Source organism: Aestuariimicrobium kwangyangense DSM 21549, from assembly GCF_000421525.1.
Taxonomy (GTDB): Bacteria; Actinomycetota; Actinomycetes; order Propionibacteriales; family Propionibacteriaceae; genus Aestuariimicrobium; species Aestuariimicrobium kwangyangense.
Map to the genome: position 1 here is coordinate 351843 of NZ_ATXE01000001.1, position 21658 is coordinate 373500.

15 protein-coding genes and 1 pseudogene are annotated in these 21658 nt (G+C 68.9%); 7 read left to right on the top strand and 9 right to left on the bottom strand.

What is annotated here, in order from left to right; all coding sequences use genetic code 11:
* Positions 1-25: 25 nt before the first annotated feature.
* Positions 26-838 carry a DUF4397 domain-containing protein gene (locus H507_RS0101655; protein WP_022908987.1) on the bottom strand — a complete coding sequence of 271 codons (813 nt, stop codon included), beginning with the start codon at positions 836-838 and terminating at the stop codon, positions 26-28.
* 208 nt (positions 839-1046) lie between these two features.
* Between H507_RS0101655 and H507_RS14000 the strand changes: the two genes are divergently transcribed.
* Positions 1047-1889 carry a MerR family transcriptional regulator gene (locus H507_RS14000; RefSeq protein WP_022908988.1) on the top strand — a complete coding sequence of 281 codons (843 nt, stop codon included), beginning with the start codon at positions 1047-1049 and terminating at the stop codon, positions 1887-1889.
* 47 nt (positions 1890-1936) lie between these two features.
* On the opposite strand, the gene H507_RS0101665 is transcribed toward H507_RS14000, so the two are convergent.
* From H507_RS0101665 to H507_RS14005, 5 genes and pseudogenes are all read right to left on the bottom strand, one after another.
* Complete coding sequence (locus H507_RS0101665; RefSeq protein WP_022908989.1) at positions 1937-4435, bottom strand: ABC transporter permease; 2499 nt, start codon at positions 4433-4435, stop codon at positions 1937-1939.
* A pseudogene (locus tag H507_RS0101670) lies at positions 4435-5322 on the bottom strand (ABC transporter ATP-binding protein); the annotation flags it as partial. The gene H507_RS0101665 and the pseudogene H507_RS0101670, both read right to left, overlap by 1 nt.
* A gap of 162 nt (positions 5323-5484) precedes the next feature.
* Positions 5485-6636, bottom strand: a complete 1152-nt coding sequence (locus H507_RS0101675) for a Gfo/Idh/MocA family protein (RefSeq protein ID WP_022908991.1) — start codon at positions 6634-6636, stop codon at positions 5485-5487.
* A 143-nt stretch (positions 6637-6779) separates the two neighbouring features.
* Positions 6780-7442 carry a response regulator transcription factor gene (locus H507_RS0101680; RefSeq protein WP_022908992.1) on the bottom strand — a complete coding sequence of 221 codons (663 nt, stop codon included), beginning with the start codon at positions 7440-7442 and terminating at the stop codon, positions 6780-6782.
* Positions 7439-8791: a sensor histidine kinase gene (locus H507_RS14005; protein ID WP_051139603.1), complete on the bottom strand. Its 1353-nt coding sequence runs from the start codon at positions 8789-8791 to the stop codon at positions 7439-7441. Before H507_RS14005 ends, H507_RS0101680 begins: the two co-directional genes overlap by 4 nt.
* A 212-nt stretch (positions 8792-9003) precedes the next feature.
* Between H507_RS14005 and H507_RS0101690 the strand changes: the two genes are divergently transcribed.
* Positions 9004-10878, top strand: a complete 1875-nt coding sequence (locus H507_RS0101690; protein ID WP_022908993.1) for a hypothetical protein — start codon at positions 9004-9006, stop codon at positions 10876-10878.
* Between the two features lie 129 nt (positions 10879-11007).
* Here H507_RS0101690 and H507_RS18040 read toward each other — a convergent pair whose 3' ends face one another.
* Both H507_RS18040 and galE read right to left on the bottom strand, forming a co-directional pair.
* Complete coding sequence (locus H507_RS18040) at positions 11008-11136, bottom strand: DLW-39 family protein (protein WP_022908994.1); 129 nt, start codon at positions 11134-11136, stop codon at positions 11008-11010.
* Positions 11137-11194: 58 nt separating this feature from the next.
* Positions 11195-12184, bottom strand: coding sequence for a UDP-glucose 4-epimerase GalE (gene galE, locus H507_RS0101700; RefSeq protein ID WP_022908995.1), 990 nt, complete (start codon positions 12182-12184; stop codon positions 11195-11197).
* Between the two features lie 164 nt (positions 12185-12348).
* Here galE and H507_RS14010 point away from each other — a divergent pair, with 164 nt between their 5' ends.
* The 3 genes from H507_RS14010 to H507_RS0101715 all read left to right on the top strand — a co-directional run bounded on the left by H507_RS14010 (position 12349) and on the right by H507_RS0101715 (position 15556).
* On the top strand, positions 12349-13359 hold the full coding sequence (locus H507_RS14010) for a Gfo/Idh/MocA family protein (RefSeq protein ID WP_040437351.1): 1011 nt from the start codon (positions 12349-12351) through the stop codon (positions 13357-13359).
* A 111-nt stretch (positions 13360-13470) separates the two neighbouring features.
* Entirely contained in the window at positions 13471-14655 is a 1185-nt protein-coding gene (locus tag H507_RS0101710; RefSeq protein ID WP_022908997.1) for a Gfo/Idh/MocA family protein, read from the top strand.
* Between the two features lie 46 nt (positions 14656-14701).
* A complete protein-coding gene (locus H507_RS0101715) occupies positions 14702-15556 on the top strand; it encodes a sugar phosphate isomerase/epimerase family protein (RefSeq protein ID WP_022908998.1) in 855 nt (284 codons plus the stop codon).
* A gap of 82 nt (positions 15557-15638) precedes the next feature.
* Here H507_RS0101715 and H507_RS18045 read toward each other — a convergent pair whose 3' ends face one another.
* Positions 15639-16253 (bottom strand): TetR/AcrR family transcriptional regulator, encoded by a 615-nt coding sequence (locus H507_RS18045; RefSeq protein ID WP_022908999.1) that lies wholly within the window; start codon positions 16251-16253, stop codon positions 15639-15641.
* 118 nt (positions 16254-16371) lie between these two features.
* On the opposite strand from H507_RS18045, the gene H507_RS14020 reads away from it, so the two are divergent.
* Positions 16372-19281 carry an MMPL family transporter gene (locus H507_RS14020; RefSeq protein WP_245558829.1) on the top strand — a complete coding sequence of 970 codons (2910 nt, stop codon included), beginning with the start codon at positions 16372-16374 and terminating at the stop codon, positions 19279-19281.
* Positions 19278-21656: a YhgE/Pip domain-containing protein gene (locus H507_RS0101730; RefSeq protein ID WP_022909001.1), complete on the top strand. Its 2379-nt coding sequence runs from the start codon at positions 19278-19280 to the stop codon at positions 21654-21656. The genes H507_RS14020 and H507_RS0101730 overlap by 4 nt, the downstream gene beginning before the upstream one ends.
* The last annotated feature ends 2 nt before the right edge of the window (positions 21657-21658 follow it).

Sequence of the window (21658 nt, forward strand, 5' to 3'; positions counted from 1 at the left end):
CACGGCCTCGCCGGGGGGCGACCTGTCAGTTGCGGACGGCCGAACGGGTGCGACGCAGGGCGAGTGCTCCGACGAACGCGACCATCGCGGCCGAGGCGACGATCGGCAGCACGTTGCTGGTGGGCTCGTCCGCCACACCGGTGTGGGGAAGTCCGCCGCCCATCAACGTCACCTGCTGCACGGCCAGCGCCAGGTTCTTGCCTTCGGCCGAACCCCACGCGTACACGATGGTGTTGTGGCCCTGGCTCAGCTTCACGTCGGACGGGCCGATGGCCACGGTGTCGGTTCCGGCGAGCACGACATCGGCCGAGACGGTGCCGGGAGCGAGGTCGAGGGCGGCCTGCTTCGGGTTGGCCAGTCCGGGTACGACGACCTTGCCGCCTGCACGAACGTCGACGGCCGGGGCGGCTGCGACGTGACGCACCGTCAGCCGGGCACCCTTCGACGAGGCGCTGGTGTCGTTCGCGAAGGCGGTGAGCACCGGCTTGCCCATGGCGTCGAGGTGGGCGACGAGGGTGAGGTTGGCTCCGGCGGGAACCTGCAGGCCCTTGGCCTCGATCACCGCTGCGGCGGTGGCGGGATCGCCGGCCTTGACGATCTTGATGTCGTAGCTGCCGGCGGGCATCGCCTGCGGCTCGGTCAGGGTGCCGGGCTTGAAGTTGGTGAGCAACGGCTTGCCGTTGGCCCACACGTCGACGGTGGCACCCGGCACGGCGTGCAGCACGCTGACCTGCGAGGTCTGGGGTGCGGAGTGGGCCGCCGGTGAGGTGAGTGCCATCCCCAGGATGGCGAGCAGGGTGGCGCTGATGGCCGCCGCGACTCGTCGAATGGTGTGCATGGGAGTCTCCTTGGAAATCTTCTGGGTGGGTCGGTGTGGGTGGATCGATCTGGCGAGGGGTCTGGTCCTCCTCGACCGCTTCCCCGTGTCGTCCATGTTGCGCAGACCTCGACAACAAATCTAGACAAGCTGAGGTTTTGTCTAGCTTTTGGTGCTGGTGACCCTAGGCTTCGGGGTGGGCCGGGGTTCAGCCGGCGGAAGGACCACCATGGACGCACCCCACTCCATCGGCGACGTGGCTCGGGTGACCGGGCTGCCGATCGCCACCCTGCGCGCCTGGGAGACCCGCTACCGCGTGGTGGAGCCGCACCGCCACGACAGCGGCATCCGTCGCTATGACGACGAACAGGTCGCGCGCCTGCGTCGCATGCGCGACCTGGTCGAGGCCGGTATCCCTCCCCGCAAGGCGGCCCAGTTGCTCGACACGACCAGCGGCACCATCCCGCCTTCTGCGCTGCTCGACCACGAGGCGCTGCTGCGCTCACCCCGCGACCCCCAGACCCTCGAGGCACTCATCGACCAGCAGTTCGCCCAGGGCAAGGTCGAGACGGTCATCGACCAGTGGCTGATGCCCTCCTTGCGCCGGGTGGGGGAGGCCTGGTCTGCCGGTGACCTCGACGTGGCCACCGAGCACCTGATCAGCGCGGCCGTGATGCATCGGCTGGCCGCCTTCTACGCTGCCGCCCGCGCCTCGGGCCCCAGGGTGGCGGTGGGGCTCCCCGCGAAGGCGCGCCACGAACTGCCCGCCCTGGCGCTCGCCCTGTGCCTGCGCCGCCTCGACGTCAACGTCATCTACCTCGGGGCCGACGTGCCCGCGCAGAGTTGGCAGGTGGTGGCCCACCGCTATCGTCCTGCCGCCGCGGTGGTGGGCGTCGCGACCGTCGCCGACGTCGACTCGGGCGAGCAGGCGGTGCGCGCGTGTCACGCAGCCGGACTGCGGCACGTCTTCGTCGGTGGACGAGCCGCCGCCGGCGTGGACGAGGCCATCACCCTGCCCGGCACGCTCTCGGACGCGGCCGCCGCCATCGCGGCGACGGTGGCCAAGGCCTGAGCCCTGACCACCGCCCGCTTGCTGTCCCTGATGGGAGTCGACTCCGATCAGTCGGCCGCCAGCGCCTGCGTGGGAGCAGCGTTCGCGGCACGTCGTCCGGGAAGGATCGATGCCAACGAGGCAGCCACCACGGCGATGGCGATCAGGGCGAGCGTCTGCCACGGGTCGATCGCGAAGTCGAGCCGGCCGGCGTCGACGCCCGCGGCGCGGAAGATCGACCCCACCCCGAGCCACGCGAAGAAGCTGCCCGCCAGGATGCCCACCACCACACCGACCAGCGCCAGCGCCACCGCCTCGAGCCACAGCATCAGTCGCAGCTTGGCCTTGTGCATGCCCAGCGCTCGCAGCAGGGCCGACTCGCGGGTGCGTTCGATCACCGAGAGTCCCAACGTGTTGGCCACGCCCACCAGTGCGATCAGCACCGCCACCCCCAACAGCGCGGTGGCGATCGTCAGCAGCACGTTCAGCACGCGGTTGATCACGTAGGCCTCCATGGCCCCACCGCTCAACGACAGGTACTGGCCCTCGGACTGCGGCAGCGTCTGCAGTTGCAGCATGGTGCGGGCGAAGTTGTCGCGGTCGACGAGCTTGATCCACGTGGTCATCGGCTTCGCGTTGGGCATCAGCTGGGTCAGCGTCGATTCGCTGACGACCAGCATCATCGGGCCCGCCGCGTTGTTCTTCTGCACCTTGAGCGTGACCGTCCGACCGCCGACGGTGAAGGTGCCGGTGTCACCACCGAACTCGTCCTTCACTTGGGCGAGGGTGCTGTTGTCGACCAGCGCGGTGCCCGCCGGGATGCTCGCGGGCAGGGTGCTGGCCACTTGGCCGGCGTCGGAGTTGGCCCCCACCACCATGAACATGTTGCCGTTCTGGGTGGCGATGGGCCCCCCCTTCAGGACGGCGGCGTGGCTCACCCCCGGGAGGGCACCCAGCTTGTCCTGCACCTCGGTGCTCAGACCCTCGGGTGAGGTGGCGCTGACCTGCAGGTCGACCGGGTAGCGCTGGTCGATCTGGTTGATGGCGGTCGTCCGGACGCTGGCCGTGGCGACCTGCAGGGTGACGATCAGTCCCATCGCCAGCATCAGCGCGACGGCGGTGGCCGCGGCCCGGTTCGGGTTGCGGGACGCGTTCATGGTCGCCATCCGCGCCGTCGGGCCGGTGAGTCCCGTCAGCTTGCCCAGCCCCCGGATCAGCCACGACACGTACAGCGGGGCGGCCGCGAGCACCGCGACCGCGATGAACGCGGCGGCAGCCACGGCATAGGCGACGGTCGTGATCGCCTGGGTCGTGTCGGTGTCGGTGTTGACGCCCTGGCTGAGTGAGAGCGCCATGAAGCCGATCCCGATCAGCAACAGCACGCCACAGATGACGGCCCGCACGATCGACACCTTCTTCACCGCGTCGGCCGTGAGCACGGGCTGCAGGGCCTCGAGGGGCTTGACCCGTGAGGTCTTCCAGACCGGCACCAGCGCGGCCAGCACGGTGATCAGCACCCCGACGCCGACCTCGATCAGCAGTTCGACGGGCGGGAACCGCAGCCCCCAGTAGAGGGAGCCCGTGAACGCCGCCCCGGCTGCCGCCAGCCCGGCGCCGGCGGCGACACCGACGACCGATCCCACCAGCCCGGTGACGAGTGCCTCCGCCAGCAACTGGCGTCGCACCTGGCCGGTGCTGGCGCCGACGGCCCGCAGTAGGCCGATCTGACGTCGTCGTTGGGTGATCAGGATGGTGAACGTGTTCGAGATGATGATCATGCCGACGACCAGCGCGATACCCGCGAACACCATCAGGAAGGTGCGAATCGCGTCGACGCCCTGGGTGAGCTGGGTCAACTGGTCATCCATGTAGGCCTGCTTGGTCACGACGTGGTCGCGCACCTCGCTCGGCACGGCGGCCTTGACCCGTTCGGCGACCTGATCGGCCGAGGAGCCCGGGTCGGTCTTCACCAGGACCATCGACGGGTAGGCGTTCAGGGCGGTGGCCGCGGCCGGCGCCAGGTAGCCCAGCGGCATCAGCAGGCTCTTGGGGTCGTCGGTGATGCCCACCAGGGTCAGCTTCTGCTGGCCGTTGAAGGTCACCGTGCCACCGACGGAGAGCCCGAGCTTCCTGGCGATGTCGTGGGGCAGGGCCAGTTCGGTGGCCGACTGCGGCCATCGTCCCTCATCGATCTTCGCCCAGCGGAAGTCGGGGCCGGTGAGCACCAGCAGTTGCAGGTAGGCCACCGTCTCGCCGTTGTCGAGGGTGCCTCCGGTGGAACTGACCGGCTCGGCCGCCTTCACGCCCTTGACACCCGCGACCGTGGTCGCCAGTGCCTTCGCGGGGGCAGCGGGGTCGGTTCCCTCCGCCTCGGGGGGCGGCACATAGCTGATGACCACGTCGGAGGCCGTCACCTGGCGGTTCAGTTGGCCGCCCAGACCGTTCTTCTCGGTGGCCAGGTAGATCGAGGTGCCAGCCATGAACGCCACCGAGATCGCGATCGCGATCAGGGTGGCCACCATGCGGCCGGGGTGCTGCCGGATCTCGGCCAGCGCGTTGCGGAACATCAGCGCTCCAGGGTGGCCAGCGCGTGGGTGACCTGGTCGACGTCGGGGTCGGTCAGGTCGTCGACGATGTGCCCGTCGAGCAGCACCAGCACCCGGTCGGCGTAGGCCGCCGCCTTCGGGTCGTGGGTGACCATGATGATTGACTGCCCCAGGTCGTCGACGGAGCGGCGCAGGTAGTTGAGCAGGGCCGTGCCCGTCTTCGAGTCGAGGGCACCGGTCGGTTCGTCGGCGAAGATCACGTCGGGACGAGTGACCATGGCCCGGGCAATCGCCACCCGCTGCTGCTGACCGCCGGAGAGTTCGGACGGACGGTGGGTGAGGCGGTCGGTCAGGCCGAGCGACTCCGCGAGTTGGGTCACCCATGCCTCGTCCGGTTTGCGGCCGGCCAGGTCGAGGGGGAGCACGATGTTCTGCCGTGCCGTCAGCGTCGGCAGCAGGTTGAAGCTCTGGAAGACGAATCCCAGCCGGTCGCGGCGCACATTGGTCAGCTTGGAGTCGGGCAGCCGGTTGAGTTCCTCACCGGCCAGGAAGACCTGCCCGGCGGTGATGCGGTCGAGCCCCGCCAGGCAGTGCATCAGGGTCGACTTGCCCGAACCGGAGGGACCCATGATCGCGGTGAACGACCCCCGCTGGAAGCTCACCGACACCCGGTCGAGGGCCACCACCTGGGTCTTGTCGGTGCCGTAGACCTTCACCAGGTCGCGGGCCTCGGCCACCACCGAAGGGGTGAGGGATGACCGGGCTCCCTGCTGGCCCGCCACGGGGCCGAGGCCCGGGGCGGGGCTGGGACCAGTCGTGGGGACGGGGCTGAGGGTGGGGGACATCGCCCGGCGGGCGGGGGACTGCTCCTGGGTCACGGGTGTGCCTCTCTCTGGCTGGTGGCACCCGTCAGCCTAGGTGGCGGCCGTGGCAGCTCGACAGCCACCGGGGGTGGTCTCGTGCCAAGTCAGGTCTACGACCGGGGTCCTACGACCCCCCGGGACCAACCCGGTCAGCCCCGATCCCGAGCCCCGAGCCGAGCCACTCGGCGCACACCGATCTCGGGCGCGTCAGCCCTTCGCCGGCTGCACGTCGACCGGCACACCGTCGTGGCGCATCGACCAGGCAGCCGCCACGCCGGTGGCGACGGCATTGCGGGCCGCGGCCGACGGCACCCGGGTGTGATCGATGCGTCCGTAGGCGTAGTCGAGGAACTCGGAGATGATCTTCTCGTCGGCGTCCAGGTGCCCCCCGAAGTCGCCCGTGATCGGGAACTCCTCATCGGCCTCGTAGGCCATGTTCACCCGCCGGTTCCACAGCTTCACGACCCCGCCCTCGCCGTCGCCGAAGTTCTCGATGCGTCCGAGGTCACCGATCACGGTGTAGTTGCGCCAGTAGTCGGGGGTGAAGTGGCACTGCTGGTAGCTGGCCAGGATGCCGTTGTCGAGCATCATGTTGACCTGCGCCAGGTCTTCCATGTCGAGGTCGGCATTGAGTCCGGTCAGTTCACGCGGGGGCCAGTTCGTCATGGGACGACGGTCGACCCAGTCGAGCCCGTGCGAGGGTTCGCGGTCGACGGTGTCGCCGAAGACCGCCAGACGCCCGAAGGCCTGCACGCGGCGGGTGTAGCCGCCGGCCAGGTAGTGGATCACGTCGATGTCGTGGGCGCCCTTCTGCAGCAGCAGGGTGTTGCCGTACCGCTGCTCGGCGTGCCAGTCACGGAAGTAGGCGTCGCCGCCGAAACCGACGAAGTGACGGCACCAGATCGCCTGCACCGCACCGATCCGACCCTCGTCGATCAGCTTCTTGAGGATGCCGATCACCCCCATGAAGCGCATGTTGTGACCCACGAACAGCCGGGTGCCGGTCTCGTCCGCCAGTCGCAGCAGGGCGTCGGCGTCCTCGGTCTGGATCGACATCGGCTTCTCGAGGTAGGTGGTGACCCCCGCCTTGAGCAGGGCGGACGCGTGCTCGAAGTGAACCGCGTCGGGGGAGGTGACCAGGGCTCCGTCGAGAGGGGTGCCCAGCTGCTGGCGGGTGGCCAGCAGGTCGGCGATCGTGTCGTGCACCCGCACCTGGTCGCCGAACATCTCGCGGGCGCGCCGCTTGCCCGACTCGAACGGGTCGACCACGTCGCTGACCACCGAACGTGGGTCGACCTTGGAGATCACCTGCCCCAGGTATGACCTGTCGCCGGCCCCGATGATCGCGAACTCACCCACGGTGTGACTCCTTCTCGCTGCGTTTCCCTCAGCCGATCACACCGCAGCGGCGCTGACAACCACTCGCTCAGGGCCATCGGTGTCGCGGGCCGGTCGCGGTTGCGGGTGGCGCATCGACATCGCCCTGGCTCCGACACTCCGGCTCAGTGGGCCAGCCCCACCTCGAAGGCGAACAGCACCAGGCCCACCCGGTCACGGCACTGCAGTTTGCTCAGCAGTCGTCCGATGTGGGTCTTGACGGTGCCCTCGGCCATGTAGAGGTGCTGCCCGATCTCGGTGTTGGTCGCGCCCTTGGCGATCTCGACGAGCACCTCCCGCTCCCGATCGGTGAGCAGTCCGAGGCGTTCGTCGGTCTGGCCTGGGGCGCTCGGCAGGCCGGGCACCACCTGTTCCAGCAGCCGCTTGGTGGCGCTGGGTGCGACCACGGCGTCGCCGGCAGCGACGTTGCGGATCGCGTTCAAAAGGTCGTGCGGGTGGGCGTCCTTGAGCAGGAAGCCCGACGCCCCGGCCTTGAGGGCCGAGAACACGTACTCGTCCAGGTCGAAGGTGGTCAGCACCAGCACCTTGGTCGGCAGGGGTGAGGCTGCAATCCGCTTGGTGGCCTCGACACCGTCGAGTTGGGGCATGCGGATGTCCATCAGCACCACGTCGACCGGGGTGGTGCGCAGCAGTTGCAGCGCCTCGAGGCCGTTGCTGGCCTCGCCGACCACCTCCATGTCGTCCTCTGACTCGATCAGCATGCGAAAGCCGCTGCGCACCAGCGCCTGGTCGTCGGCCAGCAGCACACGGATGGGGGCGGCGGTCATGGGTTGCTCCTGGGGTGGGGAGGGGTCGGGTTGTCGTGGATCGAATGAGCAGGGTGGTTGAAACGTGGCGGCGCGCTCTGGGGCGGGAAGGGGTGCTCGTCGGGCAGACGGTGCCCGGGCATCGGGAACAGGGCACGCACCATGAACCCGCCCTGCGAGCGTGGACGAGCCACCAGCCTTCCACCCATCGATGCCACCCGCTCGTGCATGCCGCGCAGGCCGTGACCCTTGCCGTCGGACGAGGTGTGCCCCGGCCCGTCGTCGACCACCTGAACCACGATCAGTTCGGGCAGGTAGGTCAACGAGACCTCGGCACTGGCCTCGGGCCCGGCGTGCTTGAGCACATTGGTGACCGCTTCCTGGGCCACCCGGTAGACGGTCAGCCCCAACGTCTCGGGAACCACCGGCTCGGGGCCGGACACGGCCAGACTGATCCGATCACCCGCCCGCTCGACCATCTCGGGGATGTCACCCAGACCGGGGCTGGGGGCGTAGTCGGCGTTGTCGTCGTCGGTTCCGCGCAGCACCCCCACGATGCGGCGCATCTCGCCGAGGGCGTCCCGTCCGGTCGACGCGATGGTGTCGAGCACCTCCGCCGCCTTCTCGGGACGCTTGGCGGCCACGGCTCGTCCGCCCTCGGCCTGCACGATCATCACCGACAGCGAGTGGGCCACGATGTCGTGCAGTTCACGTGCGATCTGGGCCCTGGCGCGGGCCTCGGCCATGCGCCCGGCGGCCTCCCGCTGGTTGATGGCGGCCTGGTATCGCTGCACCTCGGCCTGCCGCGCCTGCTCCTGGCTGACCACCGACTCACGGATGCGGCGTCCGATCGCGTAGGGGGTGATCACCAGACCGGCGCAGACCATGACGGTGATCGCGTAGAAGATGGCCAGGCTCACCAGACTGGTCGAGCCGGCATCCATCGGGTTCTCGTAGCCGACCAGCCCCGGCATCCAGCTGATCGGGCCGAGCACCGAGGCGGCCGCCCCCAGCGGGAGGATGAGTCGCGAGCGGCGGCCGTCGGTCCAACGGGCGAACGAGTAGGCGGCCAACGGGATCACCACCACCGAGGTGGTGGGGTAGCGCAGCAGCAACAACTGGACGACCCCCGCGAAGGTGACCACACCGAGCATGAGGGTGGGGTTGCTGCGCCGCCAGATCATCGCGACGGTCATCATGGCCGTGGTCAGCAGCGGCAGCATGACGTGCATCGAGCCCACCACGATCGTGCGCAACCCGAACATCAGGTAGGGGCCGCAAAGGGCGGCGGTGAGCACCGCCGCGAGCACGACGTCACCCGCGCGGGGTTGCTCCCGCTGCGCGTGGGGCGGGGATGACACGAAAGACATGGTCGCTCCAGCCTAGGCGGGTGCTCGCGGTCAGGCATCGGACGGGGGTGCCGAGTTGTCGGGCGCCGCCCGCGACCGTGGTCGTCCCGGGTGGCCGAGGGGGCCTGCTGAACACGGGCACCCGATGGCCGCCGGATGGGCCGTACGGGGCTAGCGTGGTGCAATCGGTTCCGCAGACCAGGCGGTGCCGGGCAACGACCTGAGGGGGTGACATGGTCGACGACCCTTATCGTGTCGCTGCGCAGGCGCTGGCCTCGGGTTCGTCCGATGCCTGGGTCCGACGCCTGCTGGGCCCGGTGAAGCGGCGCCTCGATCTCGCGGACCACCGCCTGCTGGTGGTGTTGCAGCTCCGGCTCGGGGCGGGCGACCTGCTCCCCGACGCGTTGCGTGACGAGATCGATTCGACGCTGGCGGGATTCAAGTACTCGTTCACCGAGCCGGGCGACGACTCCATGTGCACGTGGAGCGAGAACCACCAGGCCCTGTCGTTCACCTGTGAGTACCTCGCCGGCCGACTGCTCGGCAACCGCGTCTTCACCAACGACGGACGCACCGGCAACGCCCATGCCGACAGTGCGCGGCTTCACCTGCTCGACTGGCTCGAGGACCGGTTCCGGTGGGGATTCTCGGAGTGGCTGTCGGGCACCTACTACGAACTCGACGCGGTGGCACTGACGATGCTGGTCGACCACGCGGACGAGGAACTGGCCCTGCGCGCGTCGATGGTGCTCGACCTGCTGCTGCTCGACCTCGCGCTGCACCACTTCGACGGACGACTGCACGGCTCCCAGGGACGCGCGTACCGACGGCAGAAGGTCGACCCGTCCCACCAGGAGGTGGCGGCGATCGTGGCCGACGCCTTCGGCAAGCCCCCCTCATTCCACGTCGACCAGCTCTCGGGCATCTTCGGGGCGCGGCAGCGTTACCGGGTGCCCCAGGCGATCCTCGACATCGCCCACCAGGGGGGAGCACACCGCATCCACGTCAGCCACGGTCGCACCATCGAGGAGACCATCGCCCACGCGGAGGCACGGGAACTGAGTCGTAACCCCGACGCCACGCCGGGCCAGTTGTCGCTCGCCCGGGTGCGCGCCTGCTGGGCCATGCAGGCGATCACCGATCCCGAGGTGATCGGCGACACCATCAGCGTGCTCAACCGCCAACAGATGTGGACCAACTCGTTCTTTGCGGGGCTTCGTCCGTTCCGCAAGTTCAACCCCGGCCTCGGCCCACTGCTGGTGCGCGGGATCAACCCCATCACCATCGGCATGCAACTGGGTCGCGCCGACATCACCACGTTCCGCACTCCCAACCTGTTCCTGTCGAGTGCGCAGCACTACCGGTCGGGGCAGTTCGGCGACCAGCAGCACCTCTGGGAGGCGGTGCTGCCCGGTGGTCTGGTGGTGTTCTCGACCCATCCCGGGTCGGTGGGTGCCAAGGCACAGTCTCGGCCGGCCACCCCCTCAGACTGGATCGGCAACGGGATCAATCCCGACATCGCCCAGGCCGACAACGTCGCCCTGGTGCTGCACGACACCCGCGGACGCCGCGGCTACCTGGAGGGTCGCCGACCCGAACTGTCACACCTGCACTTCCCGATCGCCAAGTTCGACGAGACCCGGCTCACCGAGCGACGACTCCTGGGCCGCAAGGGTGACTCATACCTGGCGGTGCTGTCGTCCCACCCCTACGAGGTCGTCTCCGACCACGAGGTGTTGCAGCGTGGGCCCGTGACGGGTTGGGCGGTCGTCCTCAGCGACCGCAGCGAGTTCCCCAGTTTCCAGCAGTTCGTCGACGCGGCCTCGGCCTGGCGACTGGAACTGGGACGAGAGGGGCTGCAGCTGACCGCCCGCCACGTCATCGGCTTCGGTCGGGCGGCCTCGGAGCATGTCTACGAGTTGGGCTGGGACTCCGAGTTCACCGTGAACCGGGTCGTCCAGCGCAGTGACCACCCGCGCTACGAGACCGAGTGGGTCGAGATGCCGCGTGGGGGCACCCACTGTCTGATCCGGGGCACGTCGTCGACGCTGCGACTCGACTGGTCGGCCGGTCTGCGTGAGGAGACCGGGCCGGGCCTCGGGTCCTGACCCCGGCTCGGCTCCTGTCGCGTGCTTGGGCGTGAGTCCGGGCTGCACGAGTGCCCGTGCTGGGCGAGCGCCCGCGCCGGACGAGGACCCGCGCCGGACGAGAACCCCGATGGACCGGGGCGCGTGCGGTCAGTCGAGGGGGTCGGTCGCCTCGGCCCACAGGGCCGCCTCGTTCTCGGCGTCGCGCACCCGGCGCTTGGCCGCGAGGAAGGCGATCACGGCGGCGAGCACACCGACCAGCAACAGGGGCTTGTTCATGCCGCCAGCGTACGCACCCGGCGCGGGCCCGATGCGTCCACGGCGCGCCGTCCGCCCGTCAGTACCCCAGCAGCTTCTTGCGCTGCGGCAGCCACGCGATGGCGTCGCGCACCCCGTCGGCCTCGGTGAACTGCGGCTTCCAGTCCAGCAGTTCGGTCGCACGGTTCGAGATCGTGTAGGCGCCGGCCACGTCACCGGGACGAGCGGGGCCGAACTCCACCTTGAGGGGCTCACCGGTGCCGGCCTCGAAGGCGCGCACCAGTTCCTTGACCGTGACACCATTGCCGGTGCCGACGTTGATCACCTGGTAGTTGTCGTCCGAGGTGATGTCGTCGAGCCGTTCGACGGCGGCGACGTGGGCCTTGGCCAGGTCCCAGACGTGGATGTAGTCACGGATGCCCGAGCCGTCGCGGGTCGGCCAGTCGACCCCGGTGACGGTGAAGGTGTCGTGGTTGACCCAGGCCTCGATCATCTTGCCGAGCACGTGGCTGGGCTTCTCGATCTGCTGACCGGTGCGCAACTGCGGGTCGGTGCCGATCGGGTTGAAGTAGCGCAGGCTCAACACGTGCAGGTCACTGGCATGGGCCACGTCACGCAGGATCATCTCGACCATGAACTTCGTGGTCGCGTAGGGCGACTGCGGGTCGAGCGCCGACGACTCGGTGACCTGGAAGTTCTCGTCGGTGGCGTAGATCGAGGCCGACGAACTGAACAGGATGCGGTTGACCCCGTGGTCACGCATGGCGCTGAGCAGGTCGAGGGTCTTGCCGACGTTGTTCTCGTAGTAGGCCAACGGCTGGGCGACCGACTCCGGCACCAGAATCTTGGCCGCGCAGTGGATGACCGCATCGATCTGCTGCTCGGTGAAGACCCGGTCGAGCAGCTCGCGGTCGGCGAAGTCACCCTGGTACAGGGTGCGGTCGAGCAGGAACTCGGGTCGTCCGGTCGAGAAGTCATCGAGCACGACCACCTGGTGGCCGGCGTCCTCGCAGGCCGAACCAACCGTTGACCCGATGTAGCCGGCACCGCCGGTGATCAAGATGCGCATGGGGCCAGCCTAGTGAAACGGGCTCGCCCGGACGGCCCGAACCCCCCAGTGGGCAAGTGTTGGCAACCCATGCGGCGGCGCTCGGGCCGCTGCCTAGGGTGAGGAAATCCCCAGCTCGGGATCCCCACCCCCTCATGCAGCGCAGCGGACAGGCACCAGTTCACATGATCAAGGCAGCACTCGTCGGCGTCGGAGACGTCTCGGTCGTCCACCTCGATGCCATCGGCGCGATCGAGGACGCCGAACTGGTTGCCCTCGTCGAGACCGACCCCGAACGCGCCGTCCAGGCCCGCGACCTCGGTGTGCCCGTGTTCGACGACCACCTCGAGATGTACCGCAGCATCCGTCCCGACGTGGTGCACGTCACCACCCCGCACCACCAGCACGCGCCGGTCGCCGTCGACCTGCTCGAGGCGGGCGCGAACGTGCTGCTCGAGAAGCCGCTGGCCAACTCCCGCTCCGCCGCCGACGCCATCATCGCCGCCGCAGACAAGGCCACCGGCAAGCTCGGCGTCTGCTTCCAGAACCGCTACAACGCCTCGTCGGTGCAGTTGAAGAAGCTCATCGACAGCGGCGAACTCGGCGACATCAAGGGGGCCTGGGCCAACGTCGTCTGGACCCGCACCGCCGAGTACTACGCCCGTCGTCCCTGGCGGGGCAAGCTCGCCGAGGCTGGGTCGGGCGTCCTGATCAACCAGTCGATCCACACCCTCGACCTGCTGCAGTGGCTGCTCGGCGACGTCGTCTCGGTGGCCGGCGACGGCACCACCACCAAGTTCGCCGACGTGATCGAGGTGGAGGACACGGCCACCGCCTACATCCGCCACGCCGGTGGAGCGGAGTCGACCTTCTTCGCCACGCTCAACACCCCGGTGCATCGTCCGGTCGAGATCGAGATCTGGGGCTCCGATGCCCAGGCGCGCATCTCGGAGGGACTGACGGTCACCTTCTTCGACACCGGACGAACCGAGTTCACCCCCGACCAGACCTCACCCACCGCTGGGCGCTCGTACTGGGGCTACAGCCACGAGCTGCTGATCCGCGACTTCTACTCCCAGCTCGAGACCGACGAACCCTTCTGGATCTCGGCCAGGGAGGCCGACGCGACCATGCACATCATCGGCGAGGTGTTCCGCTCCGGCGGTCACCTCGACCACCCGCTGGTCGTCGGCTGACCCTCGTCCAGCCTGACCATCACCTGCACTGCCCATCACAAGCACTGCCCCGCTCGCCTTCTGAACAGCTTTGGGGGTCCGCGCCTGCCGGCCCTCCACGAAAGGACAACCATGACCGACAACTCCACCGAAACCCGCCAGGTGCGCCTGGGCATCATCGGCCTGGGTGCCGAGGGTGGCATGTACACCCGTCTGCTCGAGGAGGGGAAGATCGAGCGGATGGTGCTCGGCGCCATCTGCGACATCGACGAGTCGAAGCGGGCCCGGGCCGAGGAGCTGGGCGTGCCCTTCCACACCAGCTTCGAGGAGCTGATCAACTCCGGTGAGGTCGACGCCGTCGTCACCACCGTGCCGCACTACCTGCACCCCGAGATGGGCATCAAGGCCCTCGACGCCGGTCTGCACGCGCTGCTCGAGAAGCCCGTCGGGGTCTACACCAAGCAGGCCCGTGAGGTGATCGACCACGCTGCCACCAAGCCAGACCAGGTTTTCGGGGTGTTCTTCAACCAGCGCACCAACCCCCTCTACAAGGACCTGAAGGCGCTGCTCGACTCCGGCGAGCTCGGCGCGCTGCGCCACACCAGCTGGATCATCACCACCTGGTGGCGTCCCCAGGGTTACTACGACCAGTCCGCCTGGCGCGCCACCTGGGGTGGCGAGGGCGGCGGTGTGCTCGTCAACCAGGCGCCCCACCAGCTCGACCTGTGGCAGTGGCTGTGCGGTGTGCCCAAGAGCGTCTTCGCCAAGTGCGCGTTCGGGTACAAGCGCGACATCGCCGTCGAGGACGAGGTCAACGCCCTCGTCGACTTCGGGGGCGGGGCGACCGGGCACTTCATGACCGCCACCCACGACATCGCCGGCACCGACCGCCTCGAGATCCTCTGTGACAAGGGCAAGATCGTGGTCGACAACTCCCGCACCGTGACCATCACCCGGCTCACCGAGCCGGAGCAGGAACTCAGCAAGTCGATGTCTATGGAGGACGTCTCGAAGCTCTTCCGCGGGCAGCTGGACAGCTCGAAGTGGCTGTCGACCGAGACCAAGGACTACTCCTCGGTGTGGGGCCAGCAGCACGCCACGGTGCTGCAGAACTTCACCGACGCGGTGCTCGACGGTGCCGAGCTGGTCGCCCCGGGTGCCGACGGCATCCATGGCGTCCGGCTGGCCAATGCCATCCATCTGTCCAGCTGGCAGGGTCGCGAGGTCTCGATCGAGAACTTCGACGAGTCGGCCTACTTGGACGAGCTGAACCAGCGCATCGTGGCCGAGGGCGGCGACTGGCCGACCCGCTCCTGAGCGCGCGCACCCACCCGAATCCCGCACGACAACGAAAGGAACGCGCATGGCAATCATCGGCGTACAGATGATGATGGTGAAGGAGCAGGTCGCCGAACAGGGCATGTTCGAGGTGCTCACTCGCATCAAGGACCTGGGCTACGAGGCCGTCGAGGTCTCCCAGATCCCGATGGACGAGAAGAACACCGCCGACCTCGAGCGTGGGGTCAAGGAACTGGGACTGCTGGTGGGTGCCCTCTCGGTGGCCCTGAAGGGCGGGCCCACCGCCACCGGTGACAATCTCGAGGACCACTACGACAAGATCGTGGACGACTGCCACCGCCTGGGTGCCACCCACGTGCGCATCGGCATGATGCCGTTCACGGCGATGGCCTCGAAGCAGGCCTGCGAGGACTGGGCGGCCGAGTGTGAGCTCGCGGCCCAGCGGCTCAAGGCCGACGGTGTGCAGCTGTGCTACCACAACCACCACGTCGACCTCGCGAAGTTCGACGGCGAGACGCTGTTCGACATCGTCCGTCGGGTGGCCCCCACGCTGCACTTCGAGGTCGACCTGCACTGGGTGCAGCGCGGTGGCATGAACCCGGTCGACATGCTCGAGCGGTACACCGGCGTGTGCGACCTGATCCACCTCAAGGACTACCGGGTGCGCACCCTGCCGCCGGAGTCGCTCGAGCTGCTGGCCGATCCGGAGCGTCGCGGCGAGTTCTTCAACATCTTCCGCAACGACGTCGTGCAGTTCGCCGAGGTCGGTCAGGGGACGATGAACTGGCCCGCCATCATCCCGGCCGCGGAGAAGTCGGGTGCCGCCTACTTCTTCGTGGAGCAGGACGACACCTACGGTCGCGATCCCTTCGACTGCCTCAAGGACTCCAAGGAGTACCTGGCCGGCATCGGGTACTGACGGACGGGCGGGCGGGCCGTCCGTCCGTCCGCCCTGAGGGTTTGCTGCTTCGTGGGGACGAGGCCTGCTCGGCTCCCGAGCCCTACTGGGCGACCACCAGAGCCGTCAGCACGGTGTGGATCACGTCGACCAGACCCTCGAGGTCGGGCTCCCGTCCCTCGCTGAGCTGGTCGAGCAGGTACTTGTTCGAGGCGCCCTCGAGCACCTGCATCGCCGTCGCACCGTCGAGTGACAGGCGCAGGTTGTGGCCAGCCAGTGCCGACGAGATCATGTCGGCCTTGGCCTGTTGGCTCGCCACCCTGGCGCGGGTGAAGGCCTCACGGATGCTGGGCTCCCTCACGGCGTGGGTCTGCAGTTCGCTCATCAGCACCACCACCCACGGCGCGATCACTCCCGAGTCCACGAACTCGTGGATGGCCCGCGAGATGACGGCGTTCAGGTCACAGTCCTCGTTGATCTGCGAACGCTCGATGACCTGGCGGGCCATGTCGTTGATGCGGCTGCCGTGGTGGTCGAGCAGGGCGACCAGCAGGTCGTCCTTCGACTCGAAGTTGGAGTAGAAGGCGCCGCGGGTGAACCCGGCCTCCTCGCAGATGTCCTCGACCGTGGCGGCCCCGACCCCCTTGCGGACGACGACCCGCGAGGCCCCGTCGAGCAACTTGCTCCGGGTGGCGGCGCGGCGGGCGGTCACGGTCATGGCTCGGAATCCTAACCCAGCGACTCGCGCTTTGGATACACGGGTGTATTGAATACACTTCTGCATCGGGTGCGTTGGGCGCCCATTCCTCCGGCCAAGGAGTGCTCGCGTGTCGACCATGCTCTATGACCTGGGTCGCTGGTGCTTCCGGCACCGCCGCCGCGTGCTCCTGCTCTGGCTCGCTGCCCTGATCGTGGTCGGTGGGGTGGCCGCGCTGGTCGCCAAGCCCTACAACGACGACTTCAACATTCCCGGCGCCGCCTCGCAGGATGCGCTGGTGCAACTGAAGGCCACCTTCCCCCAGGCCGCCTCTCTGACGGCCACCGCCATCGTCGTGGTGCCGCAGGGCTCGTCCGTCAATGATCCCGCCGTGAAGGCCGCCGTCGAGAAGATCGCCAAGGGCTACGAGGCCAACCCGAAGGTCGAGTCGGTCACCACCCCCTACGGCAGCATCGTCACCGGTCTGGTCAGCAAGGACGGGCGGGCCGGGCTGCTGCAACTCAACCTCAAGGGCACCACCGCCGACATCACCGACGCCCAGCGCACCAGCCTGCAGGACCTCACCCACCGACTGCAGGCCGAGTTGCCGCAGGGCTCGACCCTCAACCTCGGCGGTGAGGCCTTCTCGATCGAGGTGCCCGCCTTGAGCGTGGTCGAGGGCCTCGGCGTCGTGATCGCCCTGGTCGTGCTGCTGATCACCCTCGGCTCCCTGGTGGCGGCGGGACTGCCCCTGGCCACGGCCCTGCTCGGGGTCGGCTTCGGCATGCTGGCCATCACCCTCGCGACCGCGCTCGGCTCGATCAACTCCACCACCCCGATGCTCGCGGTGATGCTCGGGTTGGCCGTCGGCATCGACTATGCGCTGTTCGTGGTGAGCCGGCACCGTGACCAACTGGCGGCGGGCATGGCCGTCGAGGAGTCGGCCTCCCGCTCGATCGCCACCGCCGGCTCGGCCGTCGTCTTCGCTGGCCTGACCGTGGTGATCGCACTGGTCGGACTCGCGATCGCCAACATCCCCTTCCTGACGGTGATGGGCGCGTTCGCCGCCGTCACGGTCGCGTTCGCCGTGCTGATCGCGCTCACCTTGCTGCCCGCCCTTCTCGGCTTCGCCGGCGAGCGGCTTCGTCCCCGGGTTCGCCCCCCCAAGATCGGACGAACCCGTGCCCAGGCCCCGAACCGGGGCGGAATCTTCGGCTGGTGGGTGCGGGTGGCCACCAAGGTCCCGCTGCTGACCGTGATCCTGGTGGTGGTCGGCCTGGGAGCGTTGAGCTTCCCGGCCAAGGACCTCTGGTACGCCCTGCCCAACCCGGGCCAGCACGCAGCCGGCCAACCCGACCGGGTGACCTATGACCTGGTCAGTGACCACTTCGGGCCCGGCTTCAACGGTCCCCTCATCATCACGGTCGACCTGCTGCCGACCACCGACCCGCTGAAGGTGATGGCCGACCTCAAGGCCGACGTCGAGGCGCTGCCGGGGGTGGCGTCGGTGCCGATCTCGACCCCGAACCAGAACGCCGACACCGGTTTCGTCCAAGTGGTGCCGACCACTGCTCCCGACGACCCCAGCACCGCAGACCTGGTGCGAAGCATCCGGGCCCACCACGACCAGTGGCTGGCGCAGGAGGGGGTGGAGACCAATGTCACCGGGTCCACCGCGATCCAGCTCGACATCTCCCAGCGTCTGGGACGAGCGCTGCTGCCGTTCGGCATCTTCGTCGTCGGCCTCTCGCTGGTGCTGCTGACGATGGTGTTCCGGTCGATCGCGGTGCCGTTGAAGGCCACCATCGGTTACGCGCTCTCGGTGGGTGCGGCGTTCGGCGCCACCACCCTCGTCTTCAACGAAGGCATCGGCCGACAGATCATCAACCTCGACAAGCCCGGACCCGTGATCAGCTTCCTGCCCATCATCGTGATGGGCATCCTGTTCGGGTTGGCCATGGACTACGAGGTCTTCCTGGTCAGCCGCATGCGCGAGGACCACGTGCACGGCACCCCGGCCAGGAGGGCGGTGCACACCGGCTTCATCGCCTCAGGCAAGGTGGTCTCGGCCGCCGCCGTGATCATGTTCTCGGTGTTCGCCTTCTTCGTGCCCGAGGGCATGGGACCCATCAAGCAGATCGGCTTCGCCCTGGCCGTCGGTGTCGCCGTCGACGCCTTCCTGATCCGCATGACCCTGGTTCCGGCGGTGCTGGCGCTGCTCGGTGAGAAGGCATGGTGGCTGCCCGGCTGGCTCGACCGCCTGCTGCCCAGCTTCGACGTCGAGGGTGAGTCGCTCACCCGTCAGTTGGCGTTGACCGACTGGCCCAGCACCCCCGACGCATCCGGCCGCCGTCCCGAGGTCGCGCACCTCGAGGGCTTCGCGGTCGACCACCTCTTCGAACCGGTCGACCTCACCCTGCTGCCCGCCGAGGTGGCCCTCGTCGTCGGCCCGCCGCGCTCCCGGTCGGCCCTGCTCCTCGCCCTCTCCGGGCGACTGCCCGCCGACTCCGGCCGGGCCAGGGTCGTCGACGAGCTGCTGCCCGACCAGCCCGCCAAGGTGCGCCGCCGGGTGCGCTGGATCGACGCAGTCAATGCCGAGGTCAGGCCGGCGCTGGCCGCGCTCGACCGGCCCACGGGCAAGCCCGGTCGACCCACGGAGCGGCTGGTTGTGGTCGACGGTGTCGACTCACTCACCAAGGACGAGGACGTCGCCGCCGTCGCCGCACTCGTCGACCGTGCCCGCACCACCGATGGGTTCGCCGTGGTGCTGGGGGTCTCGGACGCGGAGCAGGCCCGCCACTGGCCGGCCGACCGGCTCGTCGAGGTACGGGTCCCTCGTCCGTCACCCTCGGCGGTCGACCCTGCTGACGACGAAGGCCCTGACGACGAAGGCCTTGACGACGAAGGCCTTGACGACGAAGGCCCTGACAACGAAGGCCCTGGCAACGACACCAACGGCGACACCGACGGCGAGATCTGGGAACCCATGATCGACCCGGACGACTCCACCCTGATCCGCGATCGCGTGAGCGAAGGAGAACTGCGATGAAGAACCTCTCCGGATGGTGGAAACTCGCCGCCGCCGTGCTCGTGCCGCTGCTCGTGGCGGCAGCCTTCCTGGCCGGGTCGTGGAACGCCGAGCACCGCACCGCCAACGTGCAGGCCGCGATCGTCAACAACGACCAGGCCGTCACCCTCAACGGGCAGATCGTGCCGCTGGGTCGCCAACTCGCCGTCGCCATGGCCGAACGAAAGGGCGAGAACGTCACCTGGACGCTCACCGACACCTCCGGGGCGCAGCAGGGACTGACGTCCGGCGACTTCGCCGCAGTGGTGACCATCCCGAAGAACTTCTCGACCGCGGCCACGGGCTTCTCGAGGAACGGCGACTCCGGCCAACAGGCCACCATCGACGTGCGGACGAGCCCGGCCGCCGGGGTCAGTGACGCAGCCGTCGCCCAACAGATCGCCGCCATCGCAGCCGACACCCTCAACCGCCAGCTGACCAGCACCTACCTCACCAACATCTACGTCGGCTTCAACGAGATGGGCAGCCAGTTCGTCACCCTCGCCGACGGCGCGAAGCAGCTCGACACCGGCGCCACCGCCCTCTCCTCCGGAACCACGCAGGCCTCCGACGGGGTCAACCAGCTCAACACCGGTGTGCAGCAGCTCAACTCCGGTGCCAACCAGCTCGGTGCCGGCGTGCAACCACTCAAGGACGGTGGCGCCCAGCTCACCGCGGGTGGCGCGCAGCTGGTGCAGGGCGGCAGCCAGCTGACCAGCGGTTCGTCCCAGCTCAGCGGCGGCGCCCAACAGCTCGCCACCGGGGTCAGGCAGTACGCCGACGGCACCAGCCGCTACGTCGACGGGGTCAGCCAGCTCTCCGGTGGACTCACGCAGCTGCAGCAGGGTCTCGCGAAGAGCTCCTCGTCGGAACTGTCGACCCAGCTCGACCAATTGGCCGCGGGCGGCGACAGTCTGGCCACCGGCGCCCAGCAGCTCTCCGGCGGCATCCAGACCTACCAGGCCGCACTCGGGAAGCTCAAGCAACAGCCCGCGCCCGTGCCCACGACCATCCCGGGGTCCGACCAGGTGCTGGCGGGGTGTCTGGCACAGGGTGGCACGGAGACCACCTGTGCCCCGGTCGTCGCCGCCTACGAACAGGGGTTCACCGCTGGCATGACCGGAGGCTGGCAGGCCGGGCTGACCGCCGCCGAGCAGGGAGTGACGGGAGCGGGTGACCCCTCGGCCTCGTTGGTCGGCGGTGCTGCAGGTCTGGCAACCGGGGCCGGGAAGCTCTCGACGGGGCTCGACCAGTTGGCCACCCAACTTCCCCAGCAACTGGCCGCCCAGCAGGGCCAGCTGACCACGGCGGTCGACCAGTTGGCCTCCGGTGCCCAGCAACTGTCGAGCTCGGGTCAAGGCCTCAAGAGCGGCGGGACGAAGCTCGCTGCCGGGGCCGACCAGCTCTCGTCCGGTGCGGGCAGCTACACCACGGGAGTGGCCCAGTACACGACCGGCGTCGGCACCTACGTCACCGGCGTGGGCACCTATGCCGACGGTGTCGACCAGTTCGCGGACGGCACCTCGAAGGTCGTCGCGGGCGTCAACCAGGTGGCCGCCAACACCCCTGCGCTGGCCTCGGGCATGAGCCAGCTCTCGTCTGGGGCTGACAAGCTCGCCGAAGGTGTGGGGGCGTTCTCCGACGGCATCAACGCCGGCAAGGCCAAGGTGCCCAGCTACTCGCCACAGCAGCGGGAGAACCTGTCGACCGTCGCCACCCGTCCCGTGCAGAACCCCACCGAGGGGCCGGTGGGAGCCTCGGTCGTGCCGCTGACCATCGCGGTGGTGGCGATCGGTCTGTGGTTGGGTGCACTGGTGCTGAGCTGGGTGCGGGCCACACCCCCCACCCTCGGTTCGGGCGGTGCGCTCGGGTCGACGCGTTCGAGTGCGATCCTGCTGGGCCGCGCGCTGCTCCCGGGCCTGCTCTTCGCCGCCGTCGAGGCGGTGGTGCTGGGCGCCCTCGGGGCGAGCGTGATGCATCTGTCGTGGACGACCTCGCTGAGGTGGACCGCACTGGTGGGTCTGGTGGCCGTGGCGTTCGTCCTCGTCAACCACGCACTGGGTGCGTGGCTCGGTGTGCTCGGCCGTGTGCTGGCCATCGTGGCGGTCACCGCCGCGGCGGCTGTGTCGGTGACGGCCGCCGTGCCCGGCGTCTTCAGCTGGGTGCACGGTGTCACCCCGCTCGCACCCGCCCTGACGGGACTGCGTGACGTGGTGGCCGGTGAGTCGCCGGTCGCCGCGGTGGGGGCCCTGCTGGCCTGGGGACTGGTCGCGTTCGTCGCCAGCTTCCTGGCTGTGGCCCGGCAACGTTCGTTGACGGTCAAGCAGTACCTGGCGCTGCACCCGGCGGCCGCCTGACC